Source organism: Variovorax sp. 10L426, assembly GCF_056395305.1.
Map to the genome: position 1 here is coordinate 20,537 of NZ_JBFTJF010000025.1, position 16,405 is coordinate 36,941.

Annotated in this window: 15 protein-coding genes; 4 read left to right on the plus strand and 11 right to left on the minus strand. The window is 66.5% G+C overall.

Annotation, left to right across the window (positions count from 1 at the left end):
• Positions 1-6: 6 nt before the first annotated feature.
• From AC1DHL_RS26730 to AC1DHL_RS26740, 3 genes are read right to left on the minus strand one after another with little or no spacing between them, the layout of a single operon-like run.
• A complete protein-coding gene (locus AC1DHL_RS26730; RefSeq protein ID WP_478163955.1) occupies positions 7-1,140 on the minus strand; it encodes a zinc-binding dehydrogenase in 1,134 nt (377 codons plus the stop codon).
• Positions 1,141-1,183: 43 nt separating this feature from the next.
• Positions 1,184-1,348: a hypothetical protein gene (locus tag AC1DHL_RS26735; RefSeq protein WP_478163956.1), complete on the minus strand. Its 165-nt coding sequence runs from the start codon at positions 1,346-1,348 to the stop codon at positions 1,184-1,186.
• Positions 1,349-1,354: 6 nt separating this feature from the next.
• On the minus strand, positions 1,355-2,668 hold the full coding sequence (locus AC1DHL_RS26740; protein WP_478163957.1) for a hemolysin family protein: 1,314 nt from the start codon (positions 2,666-2,668) through the stop codon (positions 1,355-1,357).
• Positions 2,669-2,691: 23 nt separating this feature from the next.
• Here AC1DHL_RS26740 and AC1DHL_RS26745 point away from each other — a divergent pair, with 23 nt between their 5' ends.
• Complete coding sequence (locus tag AC1DHL_RS26745) at positions 2,692-3,534, plus strand: symmetrical bis(5'-nucleosyl)-tetraphosphatase (protein ID WP_478163958.1); 843 nt, start codon at positions 2,692-2,694, stop codon at positions 3,532-3,534.
• 115 nt (positions 3,535-3,649) lie between these two features.
• Here AC1DHL_RS26745 and AC1DHL_RS26750 read toward each other — a convergent pair whose 3' ends face one another.
• The 4 genes from AC1DHL_RS26750 to guaD all read right to left on the minus strand — a co-directional run bounded on the left by AC1DHL_RS26750 (position 3,650) and on the right by guaD (position 8,209).
• Positions 3,650-5,113, minus strand: coding sequence for a DEAD/DEAH box helicase (locus AC1DHL_RS26750; RefSeq protein ID WP_478163959.1), 1,464 nt, complete (start codon positions 5,111-5,113; stop codon positions 3,650-3,652).
• A 155-nt stretch (positions 5,114-5,268) separates the two neighbouring features.
• Positions 5,269-6,153, minus strand: a complete 885-nt coding sequence (gene ypfJ / locus AC1DHL_RS26755; protein ID WP_478163960.1) for a KPN_02809 family neutral zinc metallopeptidase — start codon at positions 6,151-6,153, stop codon at positions 5,269-5,271.
• 55 nt (positions 6,154-6,208) lie between these two features.
• The gene (gene dcd, locus AC1DHL_RS26760; RefSeq protein WP_478104969.1) at positions 6,209-6,775 is read right to left on the minus strand and encodes a dCTP deaminase; all 567 of its coding nucleotides are present in this window, start codon (positions 6,773-6,775) and stop codon (positions 6,209-6,211) included.
• Positions 6,776-6,919: 144 nt separating this feature from the next.
• On the minus strand, positions 6,920-8,209 hold the full coding sequence (guaD, locus tag AC1DHL_RS26765) for a guanine deaminase (protein ID WP_478163982.1): 1,290 nt from the start codon (positions 8,207-8,209) through the stop codon (positions 6,920-6,922).
• Positions 8,210-8,399: 190 nt separating this feature from the next.
• On the opposite strand from guaD, the gene AC1DHL_RS26770 reads away from it, so the two are divergent.
• Both AC1DHL_RS26770 and AC1DHL_RS26775 read left to right on the plus strand, forming a co-directional pair.
• The gene (locus tag AC1DHL_RS26770) at positions 8,400-9,542 is read left to right on the plus strand and encodes a glycosyltransferase family 4 protein (protein ID WP_478163961.1); all 1,143 of its coding nucleotides are present in this window, start codon (positions 8,400-8,402) and stop codon (positions 9,540-9,542) included.
• Entirely contained in the window at positions 9,539-10,201 is a 663-nt protein-coding gene (locus tag AC1DHL_RS26775) for an acyltransferase (protein WP_478163962.1), read from the plus strand. The genes AC1DHL_RS26770 and AC1DHL_RS26775 overlap by 4 nt, the downstream gene beginning before the upstream one ends.
• A 22-nt stretch (positions 10,202-10,223) precedes the next feature.
• On the opposite strand, the gene AC1DHL_RS26780 is transcribed toward AC1DHL_RS26775, so the two are convergent.
• A complete protein-coding gene (locus tag AC1DHL_RS26780; RefSeq protein ID WP_478163963.1) occupies positions 10,224-11,315 on the minus strand; it encodes a BMP family ABC transporter substrate-binding protein in 1,092 nt (363 codons plus the stop codon).
• A gap of 195 nt (positions 11,316-11,510) precedes the next feature.
• Between AC1DHL_RS26780 and AC1DHL_RS26785 the strand changes: the two genes are divergently transcribed.
• Positions 11,511-13,709 carry a phosphocholine-specific phospholipase C gene (locus AC1DHL_RS26785; RefSeq protein ID WP_478163964.1) on the plus strand — a complete coding sequence of 733 codons (2,199 nt, stop codon included), beginning with the start codon at positions 11,511-11,513 and terminating at the stop codon, positions 13,707-13,709.
• 60 nt (positions 13,710-13,769) lie between these two features.
• Here AC1DHL_RS26785 and AC1DHL_RS26790 read toward each other — a convergent pair whose 3' ends face one another.
• The 3 genes from AC1DHL_RS26790 to AC1DHL_RS26800 all read right to left on the minus strand — a co-directional run bounded on the left by AC1DHL_RS26790 (position 13,770) and on the right by AC1DHL_RS26800 (position 16,370).
• Positions 13,770-14,186 carry a hypothetical protein gene (locus AC1DHL_RS26790; protein WP_478104977.1) on the minus strand — a complete coding sequence of 139 codons (417 nt, stop codon included), beginning with the start codon at positions 14,184-14,186 and terminating at the stop codon, positions 13,770-13,772.
• A 124-nt stretch (positions 14,187-14,310) separates the two neighbouring features.
• Entirely contained in the window at positions 14,311-15,369 is a 1,059-nt protein-coding gene (locus AC1DHL_RS26795) for an adenosine deaminase (protein WP_478104978.1), read from the minus strand.
• Complete coding sequence (locus tag AC1DHL_RS26800) at positions 15,369-16,370, minus strand: aromatic ring-hydroxylating dioxygenase subunit alpha (protein ID WP_478163965.1); 1,002 nt, start codon at positions 16,368-16,370, stop codon at positions 15,369-15,371. The genes AC1DHL_RS26795 and AC1DHL_RS26800 overlap by 1 nt, the downstream gene beginning before the upstream one ends.
• Positions 16,371-16,405 lie beyond the last annotated feature (35 nt).

Below are 16,405 nucleotides of genomic sequence, written 5' to 3' on the forward strand. Positions count from 1 at the left end.
GCCCTGCTACTTGCTCGGATTGAGCAGGTATTTCTCGCCCGTCGCGTGTTTCGAATACACCGCGATCTCGTCCAGCCGCAGCGCCTCGACCAGCGACACCTCCTTGGTGTAGCGGCTCGCGAAGGTCGTCTTGAGTTCCTTCGCCACACGCGCCTTCAGCTTCTGCGCCCCTTCGGGACCGATCTTCTGCAGGAACGGGAACAGCAGCCAGCCCCCCATCCCCCACGTCATGCCGAAGCCGCGCGTGAACTCGGTCGGCCCGCGGTCGAGGCCGCCATAGATGTAGACCTGCTTGAGGGTCGTCGACCCGTAGCGGCTGTATTCGGTGGCGGTCTTGGTCAGCGCGGCTTCCATGCAGGTCAGGATCTGACCGGCCAGCTTGCCGCCGCCGATCGCGTCGAAAGCCAGCGTGGCCCCGGTGGCGACCAGTGCCTCCGTCAGGTCCTGCATGAAGGTGGGCGAGGTGGCGTTGCAGACGTACTTGGCGCCCATGCCGCGAAGGAGGTCTTCCTGCTCCTTCTTGCGCACGATGTTCACCAGCCCGATGCCGTCCTGGATGCAGATCCGGTTGAGCATCTGCCCGAGGTTCGACGCCGCCGCCGTGTGCACCAGCGCCTTGTGGCCCTCGCGCCGCATCGTCTCGACCATGCCCAGCGCCGTGAGCGGATTGACGAACGACGATGCGCCTTCCGCCGGCGTCGCGCCCTCTGGCAGTTCCATGCATTGCGCGGCGGGGATGCAGCGGTATTGCGTGTACATCGCACCGCCGAGCACCGCCACGGTCTTGCCCATCAGCGCCTGCGCCTCAGGCGAACTGCCCGCCGCCACGACGACGCCTGCGCCCTCGTTGCCGACCGGCATGGACTGGTCCAGTCGCGCGGCCATGCTCTTCATTCCGATTTCGGGGACGGTCGCGGTCACCACCGGCCGGTCCGGCGTGCCGCCGGCCTTGGCAGTGCGCATGTCCGCCGCGCCGAACAGCAGGCCGAGGTCCGAGGGATTCATGGGCGCCGCCTCGACGCGAACGACGACCTCGTTGGCCGCCGGTTGCGGAAGCGCTTCCTCGGCGAGCGAGAGTTCCAGTTCGCCGTTACGACGGATCAGCGAACGAAGTTGCAGGGTGGTCTTGGGCACGAGCATGGCGGGTCTCCGAATTGAGGCCGGCCAGTATAGGAGTCGGGGATCAGGCGTGCTCGGCCCGGTCCTGCAGGTGCTGCGCATTGGCCGCGGCGATCGTCCTGAAAGGTTCGCTGACGCGCGCATCTGTGGAAACGCGACGCCAGAATTCGATGGCGACGAGGCATGCAGTCGTCCAGACGGCGCGTTGAGCGGGCAGCGGAGGGGTCACGCAGCATCAAGGCGCGAGATCGTCCGCACTCGCGTCCGGATAGGCCAGCACACGATCGATCCGTTTGCCGTCCAGCGCCGCGACCTCGAAGCACCAGCCCGCGCATTCCATGCGCTCACCGACTTCCGGCAGTTGGCCCGAGACGAACATCAGCAAGCCGGCCACGGTGTTGTAGCGACCACGATCCTCGTCAGGCAGCTCGCGAATGCCGAGCCGCGCGCGGAGTTCGGACACGGGCATCAGGCCGTCGAGCTCCCACACGCCATCAGGACGCTCCCGTGCCCAGGCTTCCTCGTGCGTCGGCACCTGCAGTTCGCCGGTGATCGCCTCCAGCAGGTCGCGCGGCGTCATCAGGCCCTGGACGACGCCGTATTCATCAACCACGAACACCAGCCGGCCAACCCGTGAACGGAACTGCTCGAGCAACTCCATGCCGGTCAGCGTTTCGGGCACGAACACGGCCGGCTGTGCCGCCTGCTCGACCGTGCCTTCATGCTCGGGTCCAAGCCGCAGCAGATGCGCGACACTGATCACGCCGACGACGTCGTCCAGCGAATTGCGGCAGACCGGGTACCACGAGTGAACGAGGTCGAGCGCGCCCGCTTCGGACACCTTCCGCAAGCACTGCGCGATGGTGAAGGAGGCTTCGAGCCACTCGATGTCCGCGCGCGGAACCATCAGCGACGCGAGCCGCCGGTCGTCGAGATGAAACACGTTGCGCACCATCTGGTGCTCGTGCATCTCGATCACGCCGGCATCGACACCCTCTGCCAGGCTGGCGGAGATTTCTTCTTCGGTCACCACGCGCGCCGCGTTCGAGTCGATGCGCAGAAGTTTGAGCGTGGCGGCGGTGGCGCCCGACAGCAGCAGCACGAAAGGCTTGGCCGCGGTGGCGAGACCGCGCATGGGACGCGCCACGAAGCGCGCCACAGGCTCTGGATAGAGCTGGCCGATGCGCTTCGGCACCAGTTCGCCAAAGATGATCGTGAAGAAGGTGATGCAGCTCACGACCACCGCCGTCGACGCAATGCTGGCCGTGCCCCGCCCCATGCCCACCTTTTCCATCCAGTCGGCGAGCGGTGCCGCAAAGGCCGCCTCGCCCACGATGCCGCTCAGCATGCCGATCGAGGTGATGCCGATCTGAACGCTGGAGAGGAATTGCGTCGGATCCTCCATCAGCTTGAGCGCCGCGGCGGCACCCGCATCCCCTGTCTCGGCCAGCGCTGCGAGGCGCGCGCGGCGGCTGGTGGAAAGGGCCATTTCGGACATTGCGAACAACGCGTTGAGCGTGGTCAGCAAAGCCAGTAGGAGAACATCCATGAACGCGGGAGAGAATGGGGACCATGGCACTTTACTTGATCGGCGATGTACAGGGCTGCGACGAGCCGCTGCAGCGCCTGCTCGACCTCATCGCCTTCTCGCCGAGCCGCGACACGCTGGTCGTGCTCGGCGACCTGGTCAACCGCGGGCCCGAGTCGGCCCAGGTGCTTCGGCGCATGCAGCACTACGGCGCCTCGGCGCGCAGCCTGCTCGGCAACCATGACCTGCACCTGCTCGGCGTTGCCTACGGCGCCCGAAAGGCGGGTCGCAAGGACACGCTCTCCGACGTGCTGGCGGCGCCGGATCGCGACCCGATGCTCGATTGGCTGCGCCACCAGCACATGGCGCTCCATCAAAGCCTTGGCGGCGAAGACCTGCTGATGGTGCACGCAGGCGTCCTGCCGCAATGGACCGTCGAAGACACTCTCTCGCTGGCGTCGGAGCTGCAATCGGTGCTGCGCGGGCCGACCATCGCCCACTTTCTGCCGTTGATGTACGGCAACCAGCCCACCCAGTGGAATGACGCGCTCACTGGCACCGAACGGCTTCGCGTCATCGTCAACGCGCTCACGCGAATGCGCTTCTGCACGTCTGAGGGCGTGATGGAGTTCGAGAGCAAGGACGCCGCAGGCACCGCGCCCCAGGGCTACATGCCCTGGTTCGATGTACCCGACCGAAAGACGGCCACCGCCACCGTTGCCTTCGGCCACTGGTCAACCCTGGGCTGGCTTTCACGTCCGGACCTGATCTCGACCGACACCGGCTGCGTCTGGGGCGGCTGCCTCAGCGCCGTGCGCTTCGGCGCGTCAACGCAGGAACGGGAGTTGATCCAGGTGAAATGCCCCCAAGCCCAAAAACCAGGCTGAGCATCGATCAGCCCCCTTCGAGAACACCGCGGAACCGGCTTAGCCGGGCCGCTGGTGTTGCCCCCGGCAGGGGGTGGGCGCCCGACACGAAGTGCGGGCAACCTGGGGGGGAGCCCTACTCTACCGACTTGAAGAGGGCGGCGACCTTGCGCTTGGTCTTGATGTTGCTGGAGATGCCGCGTGCCGGCGCGGCCTTGGCGGCGGCCTCCCATGCGGGGGCGGCTTCGCGCTCCACCGGAGCCTCGTAGGGCTGCTCGAAGAATGGATCTCGCGGCGCGGCGGGGGCGCGGTGCGGACGACCGCCTCTTGCGGAACGGGCGTCGCCACGGTCGCGCGGGCGGTCCAGCGTGTCGAGCACGTCGCGCGCATCGCCGGCCTCGCCCTCTTCCCGCCAGTGGCGGCGGCCGTCGTTGATGCGGCCGCGCGGACGGTCTTCCTCGAATTCGATCGGCTCGAGTTCGATCTTGATCTTGATCAGCTTCTCGATGTCGGCCACCAGCCGGACATCATTCCCGCCGCTCGCAAAGCTCACCGCCAAGCCCGACGCTCCGGCGCGGCCGGTGCGTCCGATGCGGTGCACGTAGTCTTCGGCATTGAACGGAATGTCGAAATTGAAGACGGCCGGCACATCCTTGATGTCAAGCCCGCGCGCGGCAACGTCGGTCGCGACCAGCAAGTCGACCTCGCCGGCCTTGAACGCGGCGAGCGCCTTGAGGCGCTCGTCCTGGCTCTTGTCGCCATGCAGTGCCGTGGTCTTGAGCCCTTCTCGTTCGAGCGAACGCGCGAGCCGCGCGCAACCCAGCTTGCTGTTGACGAACACGAAGGCCTGCGTGATGCCGCGCTGGCGAACGATCTGCTTCAGCGCGCGGCGCTTGTCGTCGTCGCTCACGCTGTAGAAGCGCTGCTCGACCGTCGAGGCCGTCTCGTTCGGCCGCGCGACCTCGATCGTCACCGGGTTCTGCAGGTAGCTGCCGGCCAGCCGCTTGATTTCGGGTGAGAAGGTTGCGGAGAACAGCAGCGTGGTGCGCTGCTTCGGCAGGTAGGAGAGGATGCGCTGCAGATCGGGCAGGAAGCCGATGTCGAGCATGCGGTCGGCCTCGTCGAGCACCACGTACTCCACCTGGTTGAGCACCGCGTTCTTGGCCTCGATGTGGTCGAGCAGGCGGCCGGGCGTGGCCACCAGCACTTCGACGCCCTTCTTGAGTTCCAGCGTCTGGGGCTTCATGTCGATGCCGCCGAACACGACCGTGCTGCGCAGGCTCGTGTACTTGGCATAGAGCTTGACCTGCTGTGCGACCTGATCGGCGAGTTCGCGCGTCGGCAGCAGCACCAGGGCACGCACTGGATGGCGAGCTGGGGAGGTCGAGCTGTTCTCGTGCTTGAGCATCCGTTGCAGCAACGGCAGCGAGAACGCTGCCGTCTTGCCGGTGCCGGTTTGGGCGGCGCCCATCACGTCCTGGCCCGCCAGGACCACCGGAATGGCCTGTTCCTGGATGGGCGTCATGGTCTCGTAGCCCATTTCGGCTACGGCACGCGCCAGCGGTTCGGCCAGGGAAAGATTGGAGAAGGAGCTTGTCATGAAGCTCCGTATTGTCGCACCGCGGCAAATTGTTGCTCGCCCCCAGGTTGCCCGCACTTCGTGTCGGGCGCCCACCCCCTACCGGGGGCAACCCCTGCGGCCCGGCTAAGCCGGTTCCGCGGGGTTTCTTGGAAGGGGGCCGTTAGGGCCCAGACCTAGAGACTTTTTGTTGCAAAAGTGTCGCAGTCTTCCATGTTGCCGCTCTTGAAGCCGGTCATGAACCAGCGCTGCCGCTGGGCGCTGGTGCCGTGGGTGAAGCTGTCGGGGACGACGGCGCGGCCGGCGGAGCGCTGGAGGGCGTCGTCGCCGATCTTCTGGGCGGCGTTCATGGCGGATTCGATATCGCCCGGGTCCAGCCATTGCTTGGATTCCTGGGAATGGTGGGCCCAGACACCGGCGAAGCAATCGGCCTGCAGCTCGACGCGGACGCTCACCGCGTTGTTCTGGGTCGGACTGAGGCGGCTGCGCATCTGGTCGACCTTGCCGGTGATTCCGAGTTCGTCCTGCACGTGGTGCCCGACTTCGTGCGCGATGACGTAGGCCTGCGCAAAGACGCCCGGTGCACCAAGCTGGTTCCTGAGCGTGTCGTAGAAGCCGAGGTCAATATAGACCTTCTGGTCGCCAGGGCAATAGAAGGGGCCCATGGCCGACTGGCCGGTGCCGCAGGCGGTCGGCGTGGCGCCGCGGAAGAGCACCAGCTTGGGGGCCGTGTAAGTGCCGCCTCGCTGACGGAAGATGTCGCCCCACACCACCTCGGTGTTCTTCAGCACGGTCGAGACGAAGGCCGCATCCTTGTCATTGGGCGGCGGCTTGTGCGCCGGCCCTTGCTGCTGCACCTGGGGCGCCGGCTCGCCGCCGCTCAGCAGGCCCAGCACCGTCAGGGGATTGATGCCGAAGATCCAGCCGGCGATCAAGGCCACGGCAATGGTGCCGATGCCGATACCGCGCCCGCCGATCGGCAGGCCGAACCCACCGCCGCCACCGCCTTCATCGCGCCGGTCCTCGACGTTGTCTGATTGTTCGTTGCCTTCCCATCTCATGACGCTCTCCTTGCCGCCGGCATCCGTGCGGCGCTTGGGGGATGGTACGCGCTGATCAGGCCTTCGGCAGGGTCACGCCGCGCTGGCCCTGGTACTTGCCGCCGCGGTCCTTGTAGCTCGTTTCGCAAACCTCGTCGCTCTCGAAGAAGAGCACCTGCGCGCAGCCCTCGCCTGCGTAGATCTTGGCCGGCAGCGGCGTGGTGTTGCTGAATTCAAGGGTGACGTAGCCCTCCCACTCCGGCTCGAAGGGCGTCACGTTGACGATGATCCCGCAGCGGGCGTACGTGCTCTTGCCCAGGCAGATGGTCAGAACATTGCGCGGGATGCGGAAATACTCGACCGTGCGCGCCAGCGCGAAGCTGTTGGGCGGGATGATGCAGCTGTCGCCATGGAAGTCAACGAAGCTCTTCTCGTCGAAGTTCTTGGGGTCGACCACCGTGCTGTGGATGTTCGTGAAGACCTTGAACTCGGGTGCGCAGCGGATGTCGTAGCCGTAGCTCGAGGTGCCGTAGCTGATGATCTTGTGACCATCCTGCTCCCGGATCTGGCGGGGCTCGAAGGGCTCGATCATCCCGTTCTTCTCGGCCATGCGCCGGATCCACTTGTCGCTCTTGATGCTCATGGCAACGCCCGCCCGGCCGCCCGAAGGGCGTTGAGCGCCCCCTCGGGGGGCAGCGATACACGAAGTGATGAGCGTGGGGGCATTTCCATATGGGAGGTCTTTCCTTGGGGCCGCTATTCTAGGCAGCGGCGCCCTCCCCCTGGCTCAGCCGGCCAGGGCCTGCGAGACCACGGTGCGCTCGATCAGCCGGTCGTCGCCCAGCACGATCAGGGCAAACAGCAGTTCTTCCAGCGTGTTCGCCAGCGACGTCTTGCGCGCGAGCAGGGGGGTGGCCTTCGGGTTGATCACCACGAAGTCGGCCTCGCAACCCGGCTGCAGGTTTCCGACGACCCCCTCCAACCCGAGCGCGCGCGCCGCCCCAGCCGTGTGGCGCCACCAGAGCTGCGACGGCGGAATGCTGATGCCGGGCTTGGTCTGGCCCTCGCGGCCGGCGTAGTAGGCCGCCAGCATCGTGGCGAAAGGGCTGAAGCTGGTACCGCCGCCGACGTCGCTGGCCAGCCCGTACGGGTAGCCGATGCGGTCGGCACCTTCGAAATCGAAGAAGCCGCTGCCGAGAAAGAGGTTGCTGGTCGGACTCACGGCCGTTGCCGTACCGGTCTCGCGCATCAGGCGGCGATCGTCGTCGTCGAAGTGGATGCAATGGGCGTACACGGCGCGCTCACGCATCAGGCCGAAGCCCGCGTACACGTCGAGGTACGAACGGGCGTGGGGAAAGAGCTCGCGGGCCCACATCACCTCGTCCTTGTTCTCCGCGACGTGCGAGTGAATCCAGGTGTCGGGGTATTTGGCAGCCAGTTCGCCGGCGCCGCGCAGCTGGGCATCGGTGCTCGTGGGCGCGAAGCGCGGCGTGATGGCATAGCCCAGGCGATCCACGTTGTGCCAGCGGCGGATGAGCGCCTCGGAGTCGATCAGGCTTTGTTCAGCTTCGTCACGCACGCCGTCCGGCGAATGGCGATCCTGCAGCACCTTCCCGGTGATCATGCGCAGCTGGCGACGTTGCGCGGCCTCGAAGAAGGCATCGACGGACGCGGGGTGCGAGGTGGCGAAGGTCAGCGAGGTCGTCACCCCGTTGCGCATCAATTCGTCGAGGAAGAACTCCGCCACCTCGGCCGCATGGGCCGGATCGGCGAAGCGGCTTTCTGCCGGAAAGGTGTAGTTTTCGAGCCAGGGAAGCAGCCCGTCCGCCGGAGCCCCGATGATGTCGCTCTGCGGAAAGTGAACGTGCATGTCGATGAACCCCGGCGCCAGAATGCGTCCGGGCCAGTGCGTGACGGGCACCTGCGGATACCGCTGCGCGACGGCGGCGTAAGCGCCCGCATCCTGGACGCGTTGCCGCCCATGGGCATCGGGACCGACGACCAGCAGGCCGTCTTCGTCGAAGACCGGCTGGCCGTCGGGATCGAATCGCAAAAGGGAGGCACGGTACGCTTGCATGGGCACGGAGGGTAAGTCAGCAATGCGGGTACACGATGTGCTAGCGCATATGGGCGCTATACGGCGGCAATACTGGCGCTTCCCGGCCGATGGTACGCGCCGCGCAGGCAGCACGCTCGACCATAATTCCGCAACTCCTTCCAGGAAGATCGATGAATTCACGTGACGCCGCCAAGAGCGCCCGCAGCCGATGAAGGTGCTGCTGATCGCGAACTACGAGCCCGACGGACAGGCCAGCATGCTGGCCTTCAGGCGCGTCCTGGAACGTGAACTCCCCCATCTCGGGTGCGAGGTCCGCGTGATCGCCCCCACGATGCGGCTGCTGCGGTACTTCGAGACCTCGCGCTGGTGGAAGTGGCCGGCCTATGTCGACAAGTTCATCCTGTTCATTCCCTCGATGGCGCGCTCCGTGCGCTGGGCCGACGTGGTCCACGTCGTCGACCACTCCAACAGCATCTACGTCCCATGGGTGAAAGCCAAGCCCAATGTCGTGACCTGCCACGACGTGATCGCCGTGCAGGCGGCCAAGGGCATGGTCGACGGCTGGAGGGTGGGCCGGTTCGGGCGGCTGCTGCAACAGCTGATTTCCAAAGGGCTGGCCAAGGCCGATCTCGTCGCCTGCGTGTCGGACCTGACCCGGCGCGACCTGCTGGCGCTGGGCCTGGCAGACGAGCGCAAGGTCACGACCGTGCTCAACGGCCTGAACGATAACTTCGCTCCTGTGCCGCCGGACGAAGCGAAGCGGCTCATCGCGCGATTCGGCCTCTCGCCTGCCGACCGGTACCTCATCCACGTGGGCGTGGATCTCGACCGCAAGAACCGGCCGGGCGTGCTCGGAGCCTTCATCGCGCTGCAGGAGCGCGCGGCGGCGGCCGGCACGCAGGCCGTGGCACGGCGGCTGGTGCTCGTCGGCCCCCAGTTGTCGGCCGAACTGATGGAGCTGGCGCGCCAGCACGGCGTCGCGGACCAGGTCCAGACAGTCAGGAACATCTCGCATGAAGAGCTTCGCGCGCTGTATTCGAGCGCCGTGGCGCTGCTCTTTCCGTCGCTCCAGGAAGGCTTCGGCTGGCCGGTGATCGAGGCGCAAGCCTGCGGCTGCCCCGTCTTCACGTCCGACCGGGCGCCCATGAACGAAATCGGCGGCCCCGGCGCGGTCTACGTCGATCCGACCGATCCGATCGCCATGGCCGCGGCCATCGAACAGGCAACACCGCGCCTGGACGAGATGCGCCGCCTCGGGCTCGAAAACGCAGCGCACTACACCGCCGAACGGATGGCGACCAACTATGTCTCCGCCTACCGACGGGCGATCAGCGAGCGGAAGGCCCCATGAGAAAAGTCCTGGCGCTGGGCGTCGTGTTCCTCCCCTGGGCCGTCAAGCGCTGGGTCCTGCGGCGCTTCTGGGGCTACCAGATCGCCGACGACGCGCGCATCGGCCTCTCGTATATCTTTCCGGGTCGACTGGTGATGGGCGAAGGCGCCTACATCGGGCACCTGAACGTCGCCATCCACCTGGGCCGGCTGGAGTGCGGCGCGCATTCGATCATCGACCGCTCCAACTGGATCACCGGCCATCCGCCAGGCGGCGCCCACTTCACGCAACGCACGCAGCGCGATCCGGCGCTGCTGCTCGGCGACCATGCGGCCATCACCAAGTCGCACATCATCGACTGCACGGACAAGATCGAGATCGGCCCCTTCACGACCATCGCGGGCTATCACTCGCAGCTGATCACGCATGGGATCAACGTGGTCGAAGGCCGGCAGGACTGCAAGCCGATCCGCATCGGCGCCTATTGCCTGGTCGGCACGCGCGTCACCGTGCTGGGCGGCGCGGCGTTGCCGGACCATTCGGTGCTCGGTGCCGGTTCGGTGCTCAACAAGGTCCACACCGAGGAATACGCCGTATACGCAGGGCAGCCCGCTGCCAAGGTGAAGGCCCTCGACCCCGAAGGCGCCTACTTCCACCGCGAAAGCGGCTTCGTCCACTAAATTCCAGTGCTGCCGCGAGGGGTCAGCCTGCCTTCCCTTGCACCCCTTCGACCAGCCAGTTCATGTGGAGGATCTGCTCGTCGCTCAGGCCCTGGCCCTTGGGGATGACGACGTGGCCCTCGTTGTCGCGCACGTCGGCCACGGCACGGAACGGTTGCAACTTGCCGGATGCGATGTCCTGCTGGCGCAGCAGCACCTCGTCCTGCACGGCCTTGGGCACCTTCGAGCCGAAATCGCCCACACGGATCATTCCTTCCTTGACGCCGCCCCACACGTTGCCGCTCTTCCACGTGCCGTCGAGCACGGCACGCGCGCGCTTCGTGTAGTAGTCGCCCCACTGATGGGTGACGGCGACGATCTGCGCATCGGGCGCGACCTTGCGCATGTCGGAGTGATAGGCCACGGCCAACTTGCCGCGCTCCTGCGCCGCAGCCATGACGGCGGTCGAGCCGGTGTGGAAGGCGATCACGTCGACGTTCTGGTTGAACAGGGCCATGGCCGCGTCGCGCTCCTTGGGCGGATCGAACCAGACGTCGAGCCACACCACCTTGACCTGCGCCTTCGGGTTGACCGAGCGCATGCCCAGCGTGAAGGCGTTGATGCCCTGCAGCACCTCGGGGATCGGAAAGCCCGCGACATAGCCGGCGACATTGGTCTTCGTCATGCGGCCCGCCGCGACGCCTGCGAGGTAGCGGCCTTCGTAGTAGCGCGCATTGGCGGTCGCGACGTTGGGCGCGGTCTTGTAGCCGGTGATCGACTCGAATTTCACGTCGGGAAAGTCGCGCGCCACCTTCAGCGTCGGCTCCATGTAGCCGAAGCTTGACGTGAAGATGAGCTTGTTGCCCTGCTGCGCAAGGTCGCGGATGACGCGCTCGGCGTCGGCGCCTTCGGCGACGTTCTCGACGTAGGTGGTCTTCACCTTGCCGGCCAGCACGGCCTCCACGGTCTTGCGTCCGTTTTCATGCTGGCGAACCCAGCCGGCGTCGGTGACAGGCGCGACATAGACGAAGCCGATCTTGAGCGGATCGGCCTTCTGTGCAGGTTGCGAGGGTTGCGAAAAAGCGGGGAGAAAAAAACAGGCGGCCGCGAGCGCGGCTGCGAGGTTTTTGTACATGGTGGTCCTCTACATGGCCCCAAAAGAAAAAAAACGGCGCTACGGGGCAGCAACGCCGGGCCGGCATTTTACCCGCGCACCACGTGCATAGCGGGCCCCTGTCACGCGCGCTTCACGGCGATGTCACGCCCTCTCCCTAGTCTTGCGCCCGTTCATCCCACCCAACGACCCCCACTCCCGGAGGAGAACCGACCCATGAACTCGCGCCGCAAATTCATCCAGGGCACCGCCACCACCGGCATTGCCGCTGCCACGCTCGCCGCCTTTCCGCCGAGCATCCGACGCGCCCTCGCGATTCCCGCGCACAACAAGACGGGCACCCTCAAGGATGTCGAGCACATCGTGATCCTGATGCAGGAGAACCGCTCCTTCGACCACTACTTCGGCACGCTGCGCGGCGTGCGCGGCTTCGGCGACCGTTTCACGATCCCGCTGCCGCAGGGCTTGAACGTCTGGCAGCAGACCGACGCCAACGGCAAGCAGGTGCTGCCCTTCCACCTCGACGGCAGCACCGGCAATGCACAGCGCTTCAGCGGCACGCCCCACACCTGGGTCGACGGCCAGAACGCGTGGGACGGAGGCCGCATCAACCAGTGGCCGCGCTACAAGACGGCCGCGTCGATGGGCTACTTCCAGGAAGCCGAGTTGCCCTTCCAGTTCGCGCTGGCCAATGCCTTCACGATCTGCGACGCCTACCACTGCGCCATGCACACCGGCACCAATTCCAACCGCATGTTCCTGTGGACCGGCACCAACGGCCCGACCGGCGCGGGCGTCGCCTCGGTGAACAACGAGTGGGACTCCATCGACGCATCGACCCTCGGCTACGAATGGAAGACCTACCCCGAGCGCCTGCAGGCCGCCAAGGTGAGCTGGATGGTCTACCAGAACATGCCCGACAACTTCGGCGACAACCCGCTGGCAGGCTTCAAGCAATACCGCGTGGCCAACGAAGTCTCGGGCAAGCCGGTGAGCAACGACGCCCTTTCGCCCGCCTACGATCCAGCGAGCGACGATGTCGGAAACCCGCTGTACAAGGGCATCGCCAACACGATGCCCGGCGATTTCAACGATCCGGGAACCTACTTCGATCGCTTCCGCCAGGACATCAAGACCGGCAAGCTGCCGCAGGTTTCATGGCTGATCGCGGGCGCGACGTATTCGGAGCACCCCGGCCCGTCCAGCCCGGTGCAGGGCGCCTGGTACGTCCAGGAGACGCTTGACGCACTGACCGCCGTGCCCGAGGTCTGGAGCAAGACCGTGCTGATCGTCGACTTCGACGAGAACGACGGCTACTTCGACCACTGTCCGTCCCCCTCTGCGCCTTCGCTCAATCCGGACGGCAGCCCGGCGGGCAAGACGACGCTGCCCGAGCGCGAAGTCGCCTTCGAGCGCTTCACCCATCCCAACCCGCCCGGCACCCAGAACCAGCCCCAGCCTGACGGCCGCGTGTACGGGCCCGGCATGCGGGTGCCGATGTATGTCATCTCGCCCTGGAGCCGCGGCGGCTGGGTCAACTCGCAGGAGTTCGACCACACCTCGGTCATCCGCTTCATCGAGAAGCGTTTCGGCGTCAAGGAGCCCAACATCAGCCGCTTCCGCCGTGCGGTATGTGGCGACCTGATGAGCGCCTTCAATTTCGAGAACCCCAACAACGAAGTGCTGCCCACGTTGGCAGGCCGCAAGACCCGCACCCAGGCGGACATGCTGCGCGCGGACCAGGAAAAGCTCGCGCCGATCACGCCGCCGGCCAACCCGCTGCTGCCGCAGCAGGCCACCGGCACGCGCCCATCGCGCGCCCTGCCCTACGAACTGCACGTGAGCGCGCGCGCCGATGCGCTGCACGGCCGGGTCCGGCTCGTGTTCGCCAACACCGGCGAGGCCGGGGCTGTGTTCCACGTCTACGACAAGCTCAACCTCGACCGCCTGCCACGGCGCTACATGGTCGAGCAGGGCGAGCGCCTGGAAGACGACTGGAACGCCATGACCAGCAACGCCGGCCTCTACGACCTCTGGGTGCTCGGGCCCAACGGTTTCCACCGGCATTTCAAGGGCGACCTGAACCGCCTGCGCGCGGGCGGTGCACCCCAGCCGGAGCTCCGCATCGGCTACGAGAAGCACCGCGGCGACCTCTACGTGAAGCTGCGCAACGACGGCGACCGGCCCTGCCAGTTCACGGTCCAGTCCAAGGCCTACCGCAACGATGTGCGGCAGGTTCGCGTCAAGGGCGGCGACGACGCCGAACTGCATTGGGATCTGGACGACAGCGGCTACTGGTACGACTTCGCCGTCACCTGCGATTCGGACCCGGCCTACTTGCGCAGATTCGCCGGTCGCGTCGAGACCGGCAAGCATTCCGTGAGCGACCCGGCCTTCGGCAAGCCGGATCTTTGAGGCAGAAGTGAAAAAGGGGCGCGGCCAACGCCGCGCCCCTCTTTTGCCTTGGGGGACGTGTTACTTGGACGCGGTCGCCGGGTTCTGCATCGTCGAGATGACGCGGCTGTTGACGCGCGAGCCACCCACCACGTTCTGGTCCGGTGCCGAGGCGGCGGCTATCGCTTGCGCGTTCACTGCCGCCGGATCAGCCATCGGCGTGAAGGGCTCGGCGCCACGCGAACCGCGCGTCACGTTCTGGTCCGGCGCGTGCGCCGTCGCGACGGCCTGTTGCGCCAACTTGTCGGGATCGGCCATCGGCGTGAACGGCTCGGCGCCGCGCGAGCCGCGGGTCACGTTCTGATTGGGTGCGTGGGCCGCGGCGATCGCCTCGGCCTGGACGTCAGCGCGGCTGCGGCCTTGAACGGTCTGCGCCTGGACGGTGGTCATGGCGCATGCGGCGAGCAGGGCGCCGGTGACGATTTGCGAGAGCTTCATATCGAATCCTTTTGGATGGGAGTGGCATAGGGATAACCCTTTGCACGTTAACCCTTATCCATGGCGGAACGATGACGAAACGGAGCCGGATGTCCCGGACGCGACGCGCCGAGAACGCGCAGGCTCAGGCGAAGCCGTCGAACACGGCGTTGAGCCGGTCGACGTAGGCCCGCTTGGCGGCCGCGTCCACAAAACTGCCCTCGAAGCTGTTCGCCGCAAGCTGCCAGGCATGCTGCGCGGTGAGGCCGGTGGCGGCGAAGGTCTCGACGAAGTTCTGATTCATGTAGCCGCCGAAATAGGCCGGATCGTCCGAGTTCACCGTCGCGACCAGACCGCCATCGAGCAACTCGCGCAGGTTGTGCTGGCCCAGGTCGGGAAACACGCAGAGCTTGAGGTTCGACAGCGGGCACACGGTCAGCGGAATGCGGTCCTGCGCGAGCCGCTTCATGAGCGCGGCGTCCTTGGTGCTCTGCACGCCGTGATCGACGCGCTCGACCTTGAGCACGTCGAGCGCGCTCCACACGTAGGCCGGTGGCCCCTCCTCGCCCGCATGCGCGACGAGATGAAAGCCGAGTTCGCGGCAACGGGCGAACACGCGCGCGAACTTCTCGGGCGGATGGCCGAGTTCGCTCGAATCGAGACCGACGCCGATGAAGCGGTCGCGGAAAGGCAATGCCTGTTCGAGCGTGGCGAAGGCGTCTTCCTCGCTGAGATGGCGCAGGAAGCACATGATCAGTTCGGCGTCGACACCGAGCTTGGCCTTGGCGTCGACGCAGGCACGATGCAGCCCGTCGACCACGGTCTGCATCGACACGCCGCGCTCGGTGTGGGTCTGCGGGTCGAAGAACATCTCGGTGCGCACGACGTTGTCCGCCGCCGCGCGCTCCAGATAGGCCCAGGCCATGTCGTAGAAGTCCTGCTCCTTGAGCAGCACGCTGGCGCCGGCGTAGTAGATGTCCAGGAAGGTCTGCAGGTTGGTGAAGGCGTAGGCGCGGCGCAGGTCCTCCACGCTCGCATACGGAATGGCGACACCGTTGCGCTGCGCGAGCGCGAAGATCAACTCGGGCTCCAGCGAGCCCTCGATGTGCATGTGCAGTTCGGCCTTGGGCATGGCGGCCAGCAGCGCCGGCAAGCGCTCGGCCGGCACGTCGCGGACGGTGTGGCGGGGGATGGGCGTGTTCATCAGCAGACTCCGAAGGTGATGCCGCGCGCCTTGAGATGGCGGCGGTAGATGGACGAGGCCTTGTCGGCCACCGTGTGAAGCTCGGCCCGGAGGTCGAGCGGCAGGCGCTTGGGGGTTTGCGATTCGAGCACCGGCTTGTCCTGCAGGAAGATGGTGTCCTGGAAAGCGCGCAGCGCGGCTTCGTCGCGCTCGAAGTCGGCCGTCGCGAACCGGAACCAGACGCGGCTGCGCTCCGCGTCGATCGGGCAGATGTACAGCGCGATCGATTCGCGGTAGTCGCCGATGCCGACGCTCGCAGCCTCGGGCACCTTGGTGAGCACGGCCGCATACGGCGCGGTGACCTCGTAGGTGTATTCGACCTGCGCGGGCGCGGTCGAGTTGATGGTGGATTGCGGCTGCCAGGCCTTGCACCCTGTGGCGAGCAGGCCGTGCGGCGTGGCTTCGACGCGGTAGTCGTCGATCGCCGCCATGTCGCGCGCACCCAGCCAGCCTTCGTGCACGAAGCCGAAGTGGGCCATGTCGAGGAAGTTCTCGATCAGCCGAGGAGCGCTGGTCTCGACGTCGTAGGGTCCGCAGTTGACCTTGCGCAGACTCGCATCGGCCTCGGACGCGAAGGCCGGAATCGATTCGTCGTCACCCTCGACTGGTGCGGCAAGCTGCACCCAGATCAAGCCGTTCCCTTCACGCGCACCATGCGCCACCGCGCGGTGCGTCGGCGGCGGGACGAAGCCAGGCAAGGCCGGCACCTGCGTGCAATGGCCGCCGGCCTCGAAGCGCCAACCGTGATACGGGCATTCGAGGTGCGCGCTGCCCTCGCAATTCACCACCCGCCCCAGCGAAAGCTGCGCGCCGCGATGCGGACAGCGGTCCGCCCACGCGTGGATGGAGGCCTTGTCGTCGCGCCAGAGAACGATGTTTTCGCCCAGCAGTCGCGCGGCCACCGGCGCGGTCGCCACGTCATCGACGAGCGCCACGGGATGCCACATCTGTCTTTCAATCATCGTGAGACTTGAAACAAAAAAGGGCTGCCCCAGGG

Coding starts and splice junctions, on each gene's coding strand:
- AC1DHL_RS26730 (WP_478163955.1), bottom strand. CDS start 1,140: ATGCTCGTGCCCAAGACCACCCTGCAACTTCGTTCGCTGATCCGTCGT.
- AC1DHL_RS26740 (WP_478163957.1), bottom strand. CDS start 2,668: ATGGATGTTCTCCTACTGGCTTTGCTGACCACGCTCAACGCGTTGTTC.
- AC1DHL_RS26745 (WP_478163958.1), top strand. CDS start 2,692: ATGGCACTTTACTTGATCGGCGATGTACAGGGCTGCGACGAGCCGCTG.
- AC1DHL_RS26750 (WP_478163959.1), bottom strand. CDS start 5,113: ATGACAAGCTCCTTCTCCAATCTTTCCCTGGCCGAACCGCTGGCGCGT.
- ypfJ (WP_478163960.1), bottom strand. CDS start 6,153: ATGAGATGGGAAGGCAACGAACAATCAGACAACGTCGAGGACCGGCGC.
- dcd (WP_478104969.1), bottom strand. CDS start 6,775: ATGAGCATCAAGAGCGACAAGTGGATCCGGCGCATGGCCGAGAAGAAC.
- guaD (WP_478163982.1), bottom strand. CDS start 8,209: ATGCAAGCGTACCGTGCCTCCCTTTTGCGATTCGATCCCGACGGCCAG.
- AC1DHL_RS26770 (WP_478163961.1), top strand. CDS start 8,400: ATGAAGGTGCTGCTGATCGCGAACTACGAGCCCGACGGACAGGCCAGC.
- AC1DHL_RS26775 (WP_478163962.1), top strand. CDS start 9,539: ATGAGAAAAGTCCTGGCGCTGGGCGTCGTGTTCCTCCCCTGGGCCGTC.
- AC1DHL_RS26780 (WP_478163963.1), bottom strand. CDS start 11,315: ATGTACAAAAACCTCGCAGCCGCGCTCGCGGCCGCCTGTTTTTTTCTC.
- AC1DHL_RS26785 (WP_478163964.1), top strand. CDS start 11,511: ATGAACTCGCGCCGCAAATTCATCCAGGGCACCGCCACCACCGGCATT.
- AC1DHL_RS26790 (WP_478104977.1), bottom strand. CDS start 14,186: ATGAAGCTCTCGCAAATCGTCACCGGCGCCCTGCTCGCCGCATGCGCC.
- AC1DHL_RS26795 (WP_478104978.1), bottom strand. CDS start 15,369: ATGAACACGCCCATCCCCCGCCACACCGTCCGCGACGTGCCGGCCGAG.
- AC1DHL_RS26800 (WP_478163965.1), bottom strand. CDS start 16,370: ATGATTGAAAGACAGATGTGGCATCCCGTGGCGCTCGTCGATGACGTG.